This window comes from Dyella thiooxydans, assembly GCF_001641285.1.
GTDB classification, from domain to species: domain Bacteria; phylum Pseudomonadota; class Gammaproteobacteria; order Xanthomonadales; family Rhodanobacteraceae; genus Dyella_A; species Dyella_A thiooxydans.
Genome location: NZ_CP014841.1, coordinates 2,410,636 through 2,425,250 on the forward strand (window position 1 = coordinate 2,410,636; position 14,615 = coordinate 2,425,250).

The 14,615-nt window shown below is 70.4% G+C and carries 11 protein-coding genes; 7 read left to right on the forward strand and 4 right to left on the reverse strand.

Annotation, left to right across the window (positions count from 1 at the left end):
- Positions 1 to 21: 21 nt before the first annotated feature.
- Positions 22 to 1,248 carry an MFS transporter gene (locus ATSB10_RS11045; protein ID WP_063672809.1) on the reverse strand — a complete coding sequence of 409 codons (1,227 nt, stop codon included), beginning with the start codon at positions 1,246 to 1,248 and terminating at the stop codon, positions 22 to 24.
- A gap of 145 nt (positions 1,249 to 1,393) precedes the next feature.
- On the opposite strand from ATSB10_RS11045, the gene ATSB10_RS11050 reads away from it, so the two are divergent.
- From ATSB10_RS11050 to ATSB10_RS11065, 4 genes are all read left to right on the forward strand, one after another.
- Complete coding sequence (locus tag ATSB10_RS11050) at positions 1,394 to 2,386, forward strand: polyprenyl synthetase family protein (protein WP_063674451.1); 993 nt, start codon at positions 1,394 to 1,396, stop codon at positions 2,384 to 2,386.
- Between the two features lie 104 nt (positions 2,387 to 2,490).
- Positions 2,491 to 5,157 carry a beta-mannosidase gene (locus tag ATSB10_RS11055; RefSeq protein WP_169816714.1) on the forward strand — a complete coding sequence of 889 codons (2,667 nt, stop codon included), beginning with the start codon at positions 2,491 to 2,493 and terminating at the stop codon, positions 5,155 to 5,157.
- Positions 5,154 to 6,596: a glycoside hydrolase family 125 protein gene (locus ATSB10_RS11060; RefSeq protein WP_063672811.1), complete on the forward strand. Its 1,443-nt coding sequence runs from the start codon at positions 5,154 to 5,156 to the stop codon at positions 6,594 to 6,596. Before ATSB10_RS11055 ends, ATSB10_RS11060 begins: the two co-directional genes overlap by 4 nt.
- A gap of 37 nt (positions 6,597 to 6,633) precedes the next feature.
- A complete protein-coding gene (locus tag ATSB10_RS11065) occupies positions 6,634 to 9,072 on the forward strand; it encodes a GH92 family glycosyl hydrolase (protein ID WP_063672814.1) in 2,439 nt (812 codons plus the stop codon).
- 42 nt (positions 9,073 to 9,114) lie between these two features.
- On the opposite strand, the gene ATSB10_RS11070 is transcribed toward ATSB10_RS11065, so the two are convergent.
- The 3 genes from ATSB10_RS11070 to ubiH are packed head-to-tail and all read right to left on the reverse strand — an operon-like array spanning position 9,115 to position 12,366.
- The gene (locus ATSB10_RS11070; protein WP_063672817.1) at positions 9,115 to 9,903 is read right to left on the reverse strand and encodes a dienelactone hydrolase family protein; all 789 of its coding nucleotides are present in this window, start codon (positions 9,901 to 9,903) and stop codon (positions 9,115 to 9,117) included.
- Between the two features lie 28 nt (positions 9,904 to 9,931).
- A complete protein-coding gene (locus tag ATSB10_RS11075; protein WP_063672820.1) occupies positions 9,932 to 11,146 on the reverse strand; it encodes a UbiH/UbiF/VisC/COQ6 family ubiquinone biosynthesis hydroxylase in 1,215 nt (404 codons plus the stop codon).
- The gene (gene ubiH / locus ATSB10_RS11080) at positions 11,143 to 12,366 is read right to left on the reverse strand and encodes a 2-octaprenyl-6-methoxyphenyl hydroxylase (protein WP_063672823.1); all 1,224 of its coding nucleotides are present in this window, start codon (positions 12,364 to 12,366) and stop codon (positions 11,143 to 11,145) included. The genes ATSB10_RS11075 and ubiH overlap by 4 nt, the downstream gene beginning before the upstream one ends.
- Before the next feature lie 130 nt (positions 12,367 to 12,496).
- Between ubiH and ATSB10_RS11085 the strand changes: the two genes are divergently transcribed.
- From ATSB10_RS11085 to ATSB10_RS11095, 3 genes are read left to right on the forward strand one after another with little or no spacing between them, the layout of a single operon-like run.
- The gene (locus ATSB10_RS11085) at positions 12,497 to 13,090 is read left to right on the forward strand and encodes a hypothetical protein (protein WP_157469196.1); all 594 of its coding nucleotides are present in this window, start codon (positions 12,497 to 12,499) and stop codon (positions 13,088 to 13,090) included.
- Between the two features lie 7 nt (positions 13,091 to 13,097).
- Positions 13,098 to 13,676: a cob(I)yrinic acid a,c-diamide adenosyltransferase gene (locus ATSB10_RS11090; RefSeq protein ID WP_063672826.1), complete on the forward strand. Its 579-nt coding sequence runs from the start codon at positions 13,098 to 13,100 to the stop codon at positions 13,674 to 13,676.
- A gap of 6 nt (positions 13,677 to 13,682) precedes the next feature.
- Positions 13,683 to 14,603, forward strand: coding sequence for a histone deacetylase family protein (locus ATSB10_RS11095; RefSeq protein WP_063672829.1), 921 nt, complete (start codon positions 13,683 to 13,685; stop codon positions 14,601 to 14,603).
- Positions 14,604 to 14,615 lie beyond the last annotated feature (12 nt).

Here is a 14,615-nt window from a genome sequence, read left to right on the forward strand (position 1 = left end):
GCCGCAACCGGCCGCAGGACGTCATGATTGGGTCGACAGGCCCGTCTTGCAATCGGCTTCGGCTGCGACCGCCCGGGCCGCGATGCGGCGGGCACCGACCACCACCAGCGGAAGCCACAGCAGGGTCATCGCCGCAGCACAGGCGAACACGCCGGCCGGCCCCAGCCGCCCCAGCGCGAAGCCGCCCAGCGCGCCACCGACGAAGGCGCCGACGAACTGGCTGGTGGAGTAGGCGCCCATCGCCGCACCGCGCAGCTCGGCGGGCGCCAGCCGCGAGACCAGGCTCGGCAGCGAGGCTTCCAGCAGGTTGAAGCCGGAAAAGAACAGCGTCGCGGCGATGCCGAGCAGGATCAGATGATCGCCGCCCAGCGCGAACAGCACCAGCGACACGCCGATCACCACGATGCATGCCTGCACGATGCGCAGGCTCTGCGCGACCTCCTTCATCCGGTGCATCATCCCGCCCATCACCAGGGCGGCGATCACCATCACCGGCAGATACAGCTCCCAATGCTTCTGCACCGGCAGATGCAGCTGGTTGACCAGCAGCAGCGGCAGGCCGACGAAGCTGGCGGTCAGCAGCATGTGCAGGAAGAACACCGAACCGTTGAGCACCATCAGCCGGCCGTCGCCCAGCATCGAGGCGACGCCGCCGAAACTGCTCGCCGCGGGCGCCTTCGAACGCTCCGGCGTCGGCACGATGAGCCACAGCAGGATCAGCGCGAACAGCGCCAGCAGCGACGTGGCGGCGAACAGGCCGGGCAGACCGTCGATCGCCTCCAGCGGCGGCCCGAGGATCAGCGCGAGCAGGAAGGCCATGCCGATCGACACGCCGATGATGCCCATCACCTTGGAGCGGTTCTCCTCGCGGGTGAGGTCGGCCGCCAGCGCGGTACCGGCACCGGCCACTGCGCCCATGCCCTGCAGGGCGCGGCCGATCACGATGCCCACCAGGGTGTGCGACGCCGCGGCGACCAGGCCGCCGGCGATGAACACCAGCAGGCCGAGGGTGATCGCCGGCTTGCGGCCGATGCGATCGGACAGCATGCCGAGCGGGATCTGCAGCAGCATCTGGCCCAGGCCGTAGACGCCCAGCGCCATGCCGATCAGCCAGTCCGACGCATCGGGCATCGTCTGCGCGTACACCGAGAACACCGGCATGATCAGGAACAGGCCGAACAGCCGCAGGCTGATCACGCAGGCCAGGGTCAATGCGCTGCGGCGCTCGAGTCGGGAAAGTGCACTCACGGGAGGTTCCGGATCGGCGAAGGTATCCGGCGATTATACGAGTCGTGACCGGATTGGCCGTTGTGGTGACGTGTCGCGCCATCGCGCGATCGTGCGCCCGCCCTATAATCGGGCGCTTGTGACCACCCTGACCGCAAAGAATCCGATGCCCGCCGACGCCTCCCGCCCCGACGACTTCACCCGCGTGCGCGAACTGGCCGCCGGCGACATGCAACGCGTCGATGCGCTGATCCGCCATCGCCTGTCATCCGACGTGGTGCTGATCAACCAGATCGCCGAACACATCATCGCCGGCGGCGGCAAGAGATTGCGACCGATGCTGCATGTGCTGGCGGCCGGCGCGGCCGGCTACAGCGGCGACAAGCACACCAAGCTGGCGGCGATCATCGAGTTCATCCACACCTCCACGCTCCTGCACGACGACGTGGTGGACGAGTCCGACCTGCGCCGCGGCCGCAAGACCGCCAACGCGCTGTGGGGCAACGCGGCCAGCGTGCTGGTCGGCGACTTCCTCTACTCGCGCTCGTTCCAGCTGATGGTCGAACTGGACGACATGCGCATCATGCGCATCCTCGCCGACACCACCAACACCATCGCCGAAGGCGAGGTGCTGCAGCTGCTCAACATCGGCAACGCCGACGTCGACGAGGCGGCGTACCTGGCGGTGATCGAGCGCAAGACTGCGGTGCTGTTCGCCGCCGCCACCGAACTGGGCGGCCTGCTCGGCAGCCTGCCGGATGAGCAGGTGGCCGCGCTGCGCCGCTACGGCATGGAGCTGGGCTACGCCTTCCAGATCGCCGACGACCTGCTCGACTACGTCAGCGACGCCGACACGCTGGGCAAGAACATCGGCGACGACCTCGCCGAGGGCAAGCCGACCCTGCCGCTGATCTACGCGCTGCAGAAAGCCAACCTTGAGCAGGCGCAGTCGCTGCGCCACGCGATCGAGCACGGCGGACTGGATTCGCTGGACCGCATCGTCGCCGCGATCCGCGATTCCGGCGCGCTGGAGCGCACCCACGAGCGCGCCCTGCAGCACGCCCGCGCTGCCCGCGCCGCGCTGGCCGGACTGGCCGATTCGCCGCATCGCGACGCTCTGCTGGCACTGGCCGACTACTCGGTCGAACGCCGGCACTGATCCGGCACCGGCCGCCCCCGCCACGGTCGCCTGGAAACGAGGCCCGAACGGCTCTTTGACGCCATTTGCCCCCGGCGACACGAATCTGTGGCAGGGTCTGGCCGATGCAGATCAGATCGATCCAAATTTTCGCTCGCTGCTGCGCCTGGGGACTGCTAGCGGGACTGCTGCCCGGGCTGGCTTCGGCCGGTCCGACGGCGTTTCGCACGAGGCGTCTGGATCACGGCTGGGAACTTCGCCTCGCGCCCGGCTCACCGGCGGCGAAGGCGCATCCGGAAGCCGCCCAATGGCAGACCGCCGCCGTACCCGGCAGCGTGCAGGCCACCCTGCTCGCCCACGGCCAGTTGCCCGATCCGGACTGGCGCGACAACGAGGCGAAGGTGCAGTGGGTCGGGCTGGCCGACTGGCAGTACCGTCTGCGCTTCACCGTCGATCCCGCGCTGCGCCGGGAACGCCACCTCGCGCTGGTGTTCGACGGCCTGGACACGCTGACCGACGTCACCCTCGATGGCCGGCCGGTGCTGCACGCGGACAACATGTTCCGGCGCTGGCACGTACCGCTCGACGGCCTCGACCGGGCGGGCGAGCACACACTGGAGGTGACCTTCCATTCTCCGGTGAGCGCGCTGCAACCCTGGCTGGCGAAGCAGCCGTATGCCCTACCCGGCGAGTTCGATTCCGCCTTCGGCGACGAGCCGCCCGGCCGGCAGGTGGCCAATTACGTGCGCAAGGCGGCCTACCAGTTCGGCTGGGACTGGGGCCCGCGCATCGTCACCGAAGGCATCTGGCAGCCGGTGCGGCTGGAGGCCTGGAGCGGCTGGCGGCTGGACGATTTCCATGTCGCGCAGACGCAGGTCGATGCCGACCAGGCACAGCTGCGCGCCGGCTTCGCGATCCGCGCCGATGCCGCCGGCCCGGCGCGGCTCACCGTGCACTGGCGCGCACCGGACGGCCGCGAGGATTCGTCCGCGCGCGACGTGCAGCTGGTCGCCGGCGAGCAGCAACTCGACCTGCCGCTGACGATCGCCCAGCCGCAACGCTGGTGGCCGGCCGGCTACGGTGCACCGAACCTCTACGCGGTGTCGGCCGAAGTCACCGTCGGCGGCCGCGTGGTCGCGCAGGCGCAACGCGAGATCGGCCTGCGTTCGATCGAGCTGCGCCGCACGCCCGACCGCTGGGGTCGCAGCTTCGCCTTTGTCGTCAACGGCGTGCCGGTATTCGCCAAGGGCGCCAACCTGGTGCCGTTCGACTCGCTGCCCTCGCACACCACCGACGCCCGCATGCGCCGCCTGCTGGACGATGCGCGCGACGCGCACATGAACATGCTGCGCGTCTGGGGCGGCGGCTATTACCTACCCGACGCGTTCTACGCCATGGCCGACCGCCGCGGCCTGATGATCTGGCAGGACTTCATGTTCGGCGGGGCGATCCCGCCGCCCGACGCCGCCTTCCGCGCCAACGTGAAGCAGGAGGCGATCGAGCAGGTGACCCGGCTGCGCAATCACCCGTCGATCGTGCTGTGGTCGGGCAACAACGAGGTGCAGACCAGTTGGGAGAGCTGGGGCGACCGGCAGGCGTTCCGCCAGCGCATCGGCCCGGCCGAAAGCGCGCGCATCGAGCAGGGTATGCAGGCGCTGTTCGACGGCACCCTGCGCGAGGTGGCCACGGACCTTGATGCCGAGGTGCCGTACTGGCCGGGATCGCCGGAGAGCGAAGGCGGCGCGCCGGCCAACAGCCCGGACAGCGGCGACGCCCACGTGTGGAACGTGTGGGGCGGCTCGGCGCCGGTCGAGGACTACCTGAAGACCACGCCGCGCTTCCAGTCCGAGTTCGGGCTGCAGTCGCTGCCCGTGATGGCCACCATCCGCCGCTTCGCCACGCCGGCCGACATGTCGATCGACTCGCCGGTGATGCGCGTGCACCAGAAATTCGACCACGGCAACGGCAATCAGCGACTCCTGCTGTACGTGCGCCGCGGCTACGGCGAGCCGAAGGATTTCGCGTCGTTCGCCTACCTCAGCCAGGTGATGCAGGCCGACGGCATCGCGCTGGCGGTGGACCATCTGCGCAGCGCGATGCCGCGCAGCATGGGCGCGCTGTACTGGCAGCTCAACGACGTGTGGCCGGGCGCGTCGTGGTCGAGCATCGACGTCGACGGACGCTGGAAGGCGCTGCAGTTCCGCGCGCGGCAGTTCTACGCGCCGGTGCGCGTGGTGCCTCTGCGCCAGGACGGCCGCACCGGGGTGTTCCTGGTGTCCGACCGCCGCACGCCGCTGGCCGCGCAGCTGCGCACGCGGGTGATCGGCATGGACGGCACGATGGTCTCGGACACCACGCGCGCCGTGGCTTTGCCGCCGCTGGCCAGCACGCGCATCGATGACATTGCCGATGCCGAGCTGCTGCACGGCGCCGACCCGCGCCGCACGGTCGCGGTGTTCGAGCTGGTCGCCGACGGCAAGGTGTTGTCGCGTCATCTGCTGTACTTCCGGCCAGCGGTGGATCTTGCCCTGCCCGATCCGCTGATCCACGCCACGTTGCGACGGGACGACCAAGGTCTGTTGCTCGACCTCGAGGCCGGACGGTTTGCCCGTGCGGTGTGGATCGACTTCGGCGACCACGACGCCACGCTGTCGGACAACGACGTCGACCTGCTGCCCGGCGAACACCTCACCTTGCGCGTGACGTCGCGCGATACGCTCGACACGCTGCGCCGCGCGATGCACCTGCGCTCGCTGGTCGACGCCACCCTGCCGCATGGAACCACGCCATGACGATGACCCGCCGTACCCTGCTCAAGCTCGCTGGCGCCGCCGCCGGCGGACTGGCCTCGGGCACCGGCTTCGCCCGGGCACAGGCCGCAGCTACTACCCTGCACTACGCCAGCCATCGCCCACCGCCGGCCAAGCGCCTGTTCACCAGCGCCGCGGTGGAGCGGCAGCTGGCGCGGACCACAGCGAAGATCGGCGATCCGGAACTGGCCTGGCTGTTCGGCAACTGCTACCCGAACACGCTGGACACCACGGTGCACCTGGACACGCTGGACGGCCGACCGGACACCTTCATCGTCACCGGCGACATCGACGCGATGTGGCTGCGCGACTCGTCTGCCCAGGTCTGGCCCTACCTGCCGCTAGCGCGCGGGGACAAGGCCCTGCAGCGGCTCTACCGCGGCCTGATCCACCGCCAGGCGCTCTGCATCGCGATCGATCCCTACGCCAACGCCTTCCTGCCCGATCCGCGCAGCCGCGCTGCGCTGAGCTGGGCCCTGCACGACGACACCGAGATGCGCCCCGGCGTCGCCGAGCGCAAATGGGAGATCGACTCGCTGTGCTGGCCGATCCGCCTCGCCCACGGCTACTGGCAGGCCAGCGGCGACACCGCCCCGTTCGACGACGACTGGCGCGCGGCAATGCACGGCGTGCTCGCCACCTTCCGTACGCAACAGCGCAAGCACGATCGTGGTCCGTACCACTTCCAGCGGATGTCCGAAGTGGCCTCGGAGAACCCGCCACTGAGCGGCTACGGTAATCCGACCCGGCCGGTCGGACTGATCCATTCGATGTTCCGTCCCTCCGACGACGCCTGCCTGTATCCGCTGTCTGTGCCGTCCAACTTCTTCGCCGTCACTTCGCTGCGCCAGCTGGCGACGATGAGCGAATCCATCCACCACGACTCGCGTTTCACTGCCGACTGCCGCGCGCTGGCCGACGAGGTGGAACAGGCGCTGCACCGCTACGGCCGCTTGACCGGCAACGACGACGTCTGGGCTTACGAAGTGGACGGCTTCGGCAACCAGGTGTTCATGGACGACGCGAACTCGCCCAGCCTGTCCAGCCTGGCCTATCTCGGCGCCTGCACTGCCGATGATCCACGCTACCGGCGCACCCGCGCGCTGGCCTGGAGCGACCGCAACCCGTACTTCTTCGACGGCAAGGCCGCGCAGGGTATCGGTGGCCCGCACCAGGGCCTGCGGATGATCTGGCCGATGTCGATCACGATGCGTGCGCTGACCAGCGACAGCGATGCCGAGATAGGCCAGTGCCTGCGCTGGCTCAGGACCACCCACGCCGGCACCGGCTTCATGCACGAGGCCTTCGACCAGGACGATCCGACCAAGTACACCCGCAGCTGGTTCGCCTGGGCCAACAGCCTGTTCGGCGAGTTGATCGTCACGCTGGCCGAACAGCGCCCCCGACTGCTCCAGGCCTGAACCCTCCCACCCTCCCCGCCCACGGAGAAACAGCACCATGGTGACCCGTCGCCGCTTCCTGCAAGGTTCCGCCACCGCCCTCACCCTGCTCGGCACCGGACTGGCGCGCACGACGCCACTGGCGGCCGCGCTGGGTGATGCGCTGCACACGCCGACATCCGCCGCGGCGCATGGCGCAGGGCTGGCCCGCTACGTCGACGTGTTCGTCGGCACCGGCGGCCACGGCCACACCTATCCCGGTGCCTCGGTGCCGTTCGGCATGGTGCAGCTCAGTCCCGACACCTACGACGCCGGGTGGGACGCCTGTTCGGGCTACCACCAGGGCGACGGCTCGATCATGGGCTTCTCGCACACCCACCTGTCCGGCACCGGCGCCTCGGACATGCTCGACGTGCTGGTGATGCCGGCCCAGGGACCGGTGGAGCTCGAGCCCGGCGACCGCGGCCGGCCGGACATCAACTACCACTCGCGCTACGACCTGCCGCCGGCACCGGGCAAGCCGCAGCAGCTGCCGCTGGACGCGGTGATCACGCCGGGCAAGGGCTACCGCCAGCGCTTCAGTCGTGACGAGGAATCGGCGCACCCCGGCTATTACCAAGTGCGGCTGAAGGACCACGACATCCTCGCCGAGCTGACCGCCACCGAGCGCACCGGCCTGCATCGCTACACCTTCCATCGCAAGGGCAAGGGCCACCTGCTGGTGGACCTCGCACACGGCTTCCACGACGACCCGAAAACGCCCTGCAAGGTCAGCGACGCGACCCTGCGCGTGGTCGGCCACGACACCCTGGTCGGCTCGCGCCGCGTGCACCAGTGGGCCAACGGGCGACACATCCATTTCGCCATGAAGCTCTCGCGGCCGTTCGCCCGCGCCGAGCTGTTCAGCGACGACCGCTCGCAAGGCGACGCCGGCGAAACCCGCGGCACGCACCTCAAAGCGGCGCTGCATTTCGACGAGGTGGGCGGAGCGCCGCTGCTGGTGAAGGTGGGCCTGTCCGGCGTCGACGTCGACGGCGCGCTGCGCAACCTGGAACACGAGCAGCCCGGCTGGGACTTCGACGGCACCCGGGCACGGGCACTGGCCGACTGGGAACGCGAGCTCGGCCGCATCCGCATCGACGCGCCATCGGACGAGGTGAAGCAGGTGTTCTACACCTCGCTCTACCACACCATGCTGGCGCCCACGCTGTTCGACGACGTCGACGGCCGCTACCGCGGCATGGACCTGAAGATCCACCAGCTCGAAACCGGCCAGCACAACTTCAGCACCTACTCGCTGTGGGATACCTACCGCGCGCTGCATCCGCTGTTCACCCTGGTCCAGCCCGAGCGCGTGCCGATGCTGGTGAACGGCCTGATCCGCATGGCCGCGGAGAGCCCGGACGGCCCGCCGGTGTGGCCGCTGCAGGGCCTGGAGACCGCCTGCATGATCGGCTACCACTCCGCCTCGGTGGTGGCCGAGGCGATCGCCAAGGGCTTCCCCGGCATCGACGTGGCCCGCGCCTGGCCGCTGTTCCGCCAGCGCGCGATGGTCGACGACTACCGCGGCCTGCCGTACTACCGCAGGCTCGGCTACATCCCCAGCGACAAGGACTGGGAGGCGGTCAGCAAGACGCTGGAGTACTGCTACGACGACTGGGCGGTGTCGCATATCGCCGATGCCGCTGGCGCGCACGACGAGGCGAAGGCACTGCGCCAGCGCTCGCGCAACTACCGCAACGTGTTCGACAAATCCGTCAGCTTCGTGCGGCCGCGCGGCGCCGACGGAAAGTGGCTGGAGCCGTTCTCGCCCGATGCCGTCGGCCACTCCGACAAGTGGCGTGACTTCACCGAGTCCAACGCCTGGCAGGCGACCTTCCTCAACCAGCACGACCTGGCCGACTACATGACGCTGTTCGGCGGCGACAAGGCGTTCGAGGCCAAGCTGGACGGCCTGTTCAACGCGCCGCCCTCGCTGTCCGGCAACGCCCCGCCGGACATCGCCGGCATGGTCGGCCAGTACGCCCACGGCAACGAGCCCAGCCACCACGTGGCCTATCTCTACGCCTACGCCGGCGTGCACCACAAGACGCAGTCGCGTGTGCGCATGCTGCTGGACACCATGTACCGCGCCGCACCAGACGGCCTGGCCGGCAACGAGGACTGCGGCCAGATGAGCGCCTGGTACGTGCTCGGCGCGCTCGGCCTGTACGCAGTGGACCCGGTCAGCACGAACTACGTGTTCGGCAGCCCGCTGCTGGACCGTGCCGAACTCGCCCTCGGCGGCGAGCGCACCCTGGTGATCGAGACCAGGAGCAACGGTCAGGACGCGCCGTACATCCAATCGGTGACCTGGAATGGCCAGCCGTGGACGCGCAGCTGGATCAGCCACGCCGAGCTGGCGAAGGGTGGCACCCTGGTGTTCACCATGGGACGCACGCCGAACCCGGCCTTCGGCCGCGACGCGAAGGACCGCCCGCCGTCGATGACGGTGTAAGAAAAAAGGCGGGCTTCGGCCCGCCTTCTTTCTAGCTTCCGCTCAATCCGTACCGGCGAACGCGTGGTCCAGCCAGTCGTGCATCAGGCGGTAGCTGCGCGCGGCGGCGGCCGCGTCGTACATGCAGCCGGGGCTGTGCTGGTCGGTCTCGGTGAAGCAGTGCACGGCATGGCCGAGCACCACGAACTGCCAGTCGGCCGGGCTGCCGCGCATCTCGTTCATGAAGGCATCGGCGTCCTTCATGGTCCAGGTGTCGTCGGCGCCGTTCATCGCCAGCACGCGGGCCTTGATCTGCTTGGCCAGCGCGGGGTTGTCGGTGGTGAGATCACCGTGGAACGACACCACCGCCGCCACGTCGGCGCCGCTGCGCGCCAGGTCGAGCACCGCCGCACCGCCGAAGCAGAAGCCGATCGCGGCCAGGTGCTTCAGGTCGATCGGCGCGTCCTTGGCCTGCGCCTTCAGCTGCGCCAGCGCCTCGTTCATGCGCTCGCGCAGCAGCGCACGGTGGGTATACAGCGGCTTGGTCGCGACTTCGGCTTCGGCGTTGCTGGTCGGACGCACGCCCTCGCCGTACAGGTCGGTGACCAGGATCACGTAGCGCTTGCCGGCGATCATCTCGGCCTTCTTCACGGCCATCGCGTTCACGCCGTACCAGTTCGGCACCATCACCAGGCCGGGGCGCTTGGCCGCGATGGCGTCGTCGTAGACCAGCACGCTCTTGAAGGTGGTGCCCTCGCGGGTCCAGGTCACCGTCCTGTGCACCATCGCCGCGTGGGCGACCACCGGACCGAGCGTGAGCAGCAGCAGCGAGGCGAAGCGAAGCAGGCGCATGGGACGACTCCGTGACGGAAGGGATGACTCAGCGGCCGGCGGCGTGGTCGGCCAGCCGCTGCTTGAGCGGAGCGAAACGGTCGATCAGCCGCACGCCCAGGGCACGGGCGGCGACCAGCGGCGGCGCCTGCCAGGCGTAGATGCGACCCAGCGTATCGAAGCCCAGGGCATCCAGCGTGTCGGCGCTGCGCCGGCGACGCGCGTAGCGACGCAGCACGTGCGGCGCGGCGATGTCACGACCGGCGCTGCGCGCATCGCGCAGGGTGTCGCGCAGCTCGATCACATCGCGCAGGCCGAGGTTCACCCCCTGCCCGGCCAGCGGGTGCACCGCATGCGCCGCGTCGCCCAGCAGCACGAAGCGTGGCGCGTCGTAGCGTTCGGCCAGCTGCAGGCGCAGCGGGAAGGCCGCACGCGCACTGCTGCCGGTGATGCGGCCGAGGCGGAAGTCGATCGCCACGCCCAGCTCGCCGCAGAAGGCTGCTTCGTCCAGCGCCAGCGCGCGTGCCGCTTCGTCCTCGGGCAGCGACCAGACGATCGAACTGCGCCCGTCGGCCAGCGGCAACAGGGCCAGCGGGCCGCCGGGCAGGAAGCGCTGCCAGGCAGTGAACTCATGCGGCTGCTCGGTCGTCACGTGGGCGACCACGCCACGCTGGGCGTAGTCGCGTCCGCGGGTATCGATGCCGGCCAGCGTACGCAGCGGCGAGCCGGCGCCGTCGGCGGCGACCAGCAGGCGTGCGGCCAGCGAGCGGCCGTCGGCCAGCGCGACGTCGATGCGGTCCTCGCGCGCCTCGAAACCGGCCACCTCGGCCGGGCACACGCGCTGCACGCCGGCGCCATCCAGCGCCTGCCACAGCGTCGACTGCACCAGCGCGTTCTCGACGATGTAGCCCAGCGCCGCCAGCCCTTCGCGGCCGGCGTCGAAATCGATCGCCGCGCCGCTGGCGGCGTCCCACACGTGCATGCGCTCGTAGGCGCAGGCGCGTGCTTCGCGGATCGCCGGCCACACGCCCAGCTCGTCCAGCAGGCGGATCGAGGAGGCGGCCAGGCCGACCACGCGCAGGTCGACCTCGTGTTCGCGCTGCCACGGCGCGGGCTCGCGCGACTCGACCAGGGCGGTGGCGAAACCGGCCCGGCCCAGCGCCAGCGCGGTGGCCGCACCGACCATGCCGCCACCCACCACCACCACGTCCAGCGCGGGACCGCGGCGACGCGCGCCTTCCTCCCGTCCGATCATCCGGCTCATGGCAGCGGCTCCCGCACCGCGCGCGGCGGCTCACCACGGAAACCCATGCCGTGCCGCGCCAGCAGGCGCTGCAGCGGCGGCACGCGGTCGTAGGCCAGCAGGGCCAGCGAGCGGAACGGCGCCAGCAGCGGCTGCGGCAGGCAGGCCAGTTGCACCAGGCCGTGGCTCATCGTCATGGTGCCTTCGCGGTCCGGCGCGCGGCGCGCAGCGTACGTCTCCAGCAATGCCGTCGCGCCGGGATCGGCCGCTTCGGCAACCAGCTCGGCCAGGGTCAGCGCGTCGCGCAGGCCCAGGTTGAAACCCTGCGCGCCGATCGGATGCACCGTCTGCGCCGCGTTGCCGACCAGCACCGCGCGCGGGCCGGTCAACCGCGTCGCCGCCACGCGGCGGATCGCCCAGGGCTGGCGCCGGCCGGGCCGGGACAGTCGCCCCAGCTTGCCGCCGAAGCGCTGCTGGGCGAGCTCCGCATAGGCCGCATCGTCCAGCGCGGCAATCGCGTCCGCCTGCTCGGCCGGCACGGTCAGCACCAGGCCGGCGCGGCGTTCGGCCAGCGGCAGCAGGGCGATCGGGCCGTCGTCGCCGAAGCGCTCGAAGGCACGACCGGCCGGGTCGCGCTCCGGCGTGATGGTGCAGACGAACAGGCTCTGGCCGTAGTCGTGGCGCTCGGCGGCAATACCCAGCCGCTCGCGCACGAAGGACTCGGTGCCGTCGGCGCCGACCACCAGGGCGGCATCCAGCGTCTGCGCCCCTTCGGCCGTGCGCACGATGGCCCGCCAGCCGCCGTCGACCGTCTCCAGCGCCTCGAGCGTGGCCGGCGCCATGCGGACCAGCTGACGGCAGCTGTCCAGCCGGCGCTCCAGCGCCTCGCCCAGCTCGCGGGCCGGCAGAGTCCAGCCCAGCGCGTCCACGCCGTGGCGGGCGGCGTCCAGCCGGGCGGTGCCGAACTCGCCGGCACGACTGACCTGGATGCGGGCGATCGGCGTGGCGCGCCCCTCGGCATGCGGCCACACGCCCAGGGCGCGCAAGCCGTTGACGGTGGCGCGGGCCAGCGCCAGGTTGCGTTCGTCGTAGCTGGCCGGGGCGACACGGCGCGGCGGCGCGGCATCGAGCAGGGTGGCCGGCACGCCGGCGGCATCGAGCGCGATCGCCAGACTGGCGCCGACCAGGCCGCCGCCGACGATGAGGACGCCGCGCGGAGCGGCCGGGTCGTTCAGGTTCATCCGCCAGATGATACGCGCCCGGCCCGCGGTTCCCGCAGCGGCGGCGCGTCGCGGCGGTCCGGGTCGCCAAGCGACGGACGGCCGACTAGACTAGGGGGTCGATTTTCGCCGCATTCCCAGGAGCCCTTACATGGCCATGACGCAGACCCAGCGCCTCGGCATCTTCAGTCTTCTTGCCCTGGTGATGGCCGCCACGCGCCTGCACCATTTCGACGCGATCCCGGATGCGTCCTGGGGCGTGTTCTTCCTCGCCGGCTTCTGGCTGCGCGGTTCCGCACGCTGGGCGTTCCCGCTGCTGATGGCGCTGGCCGTGCTGGTCGACTTCTTCGCCATCACCAGCCAGGGCCTGAGCTTCTGGAGCCATTACTGCGTCTCGGCCGGCTACTGGTTCCTGGTGCCGTCCTACTTCGCGCTGTGGCTGGGCGGCAGCTGGCTGGCCCGCCACCAGGCCGGCCTGCGCGTCTCCACCCTGGGCCTGACCGCGCTGGCGCTGCTGGTCAGCGAGGGCGTGTGCTACCTGCTGTCCAACGGCAGCTTCTACTGGCTGTCGCCGGTCACCGTCGCCGCACGCAGCCTCAATGGCTGGTTCGCCAACCTGGGCGACTGGTACCTGCCGTTCCTCACCACCACGGCGATGTACGTGGCGATCGGCGCGGTGTTCCACGTGCTGGTGAGCCTGCTGGCGCGCACCGCCGACAGCTCGCGGACCAAGCTGGCCGGCTGACGCCGCGATGGGCAACCGCCTCTCGAAGATCTACACCCGCACCGGCGACGACGGCAGCACCGGGCTCGGCGATGGTTCGCGCGTCCCGAAGGACTCGCTGCGCGTCGCCGCCTACGGCACCGTCGACGAGCTCAACAGCACGATCGGCATGGTGCTCGCCTGTGACGGCGTACCCGAGGACATCGCCGAGGCGCTGACCCAGACGCAGCACGAGCTGTTCGACCTCGGCGGCGAACTGTGCATCCCGGGCATGGCGATGATCGACGACCAGGACATCACCCGCCTGGAGCAGGTGCTGGACCGTTTCAACGACCCGCTGCCGCCGCTGAAGGATTTCATCCTGCCCGGCGGCGGCATGGCGGCCTCGTGCTGCCACCTGGCCCGCACCGTCTGCCGCCGTGCCGAGCGCGAAGTGGTGGCGCTGGGCCGTGAGGAAAGCATCCGCCCGCAGGCGTCGCGCTATCTCAACCGGCTCTCCGACCTGCTTTTCGTGCTGTGCCGGGTGCTGGCCCGCGCCAGTGGCCACGGCGAGGTGCTGTGGCAGCACGAGCGCCGCCGCAAACCCTCCGCGTCCTCGCACGATTGAGCGCGCATGCTGCGCCTGTATACCCATGAGAGCTGTCTGCGACACGACCCCTGCCCGGGGCATGCCGAGTCGCCGCTACGCCTCAAGGCCGTACTGCAGGCGCTGGACGCCGACCGCTTCGCGACGGTAGACCGCGTGGAGGCGCCCCGCGCCAGCCGCGAGCAGCTGTTGCGCGTTCACGACGCCGCGCACGTCGACCGCGTGTTGGGCAGCGCACCGCAAGAAGGGCGGGTCCAGCTCGACCCGGACACCTGGATGTCGCCCGGCTCCGATGAGGCTGCCCTGCGCGCCGCCGGCGCCACCTGTGCCGCAGTGGACGCAGTGCTTTCCGGCCAGGTGCCGCGTGCGTTCTGCGCCGTGCGCCCGCCGGGCCACCACGCGACGTCCGGCGAGGCGATGGGTTTCTGCCTGTTCAATTCGATCGCCGTGGCGGCCGCGCATGCCGTCGTTGCCCATGGCCTGCAGCGCGTCCTGATCGCCGACTTCGACGTGCACCACGGCAACGGCACGCAGGACATCTTCGAGCGCGAACCGCGGGTGATGTTCGTCTCCAGCCACCAGTCGCCGCTGTATCCGGAGACCGGCTTCGCGCACGAACACGGCGTCGGCAACATCCTCAACGCGCCGCTACCGGCTGGCGCCGGCTCGATGGAGTTTCGCGAGACCTGGCATCACGACCTGCTGCCACGCATGCACGCCTTCAAGCCGCAGCTGGTACTGGTCTCGGCCGGCTTCGACGCGCACCGTGACGACCCGCTCGCGGACCTGCGACTGGGCACCGAGGACTACGCGTGGATCACCCACCAGCTGGTCGAACTGGCCCGTGCGCATGCCGGCGGCCGGCTGGTGTCCAGCCTCGAAGGCGGATACGACCTGCGTGCGTTGGCCGCGAGCGCCGCCGCGCACGTCGAGGCGCTGCTCTACTGAGCTCGGCAAAGG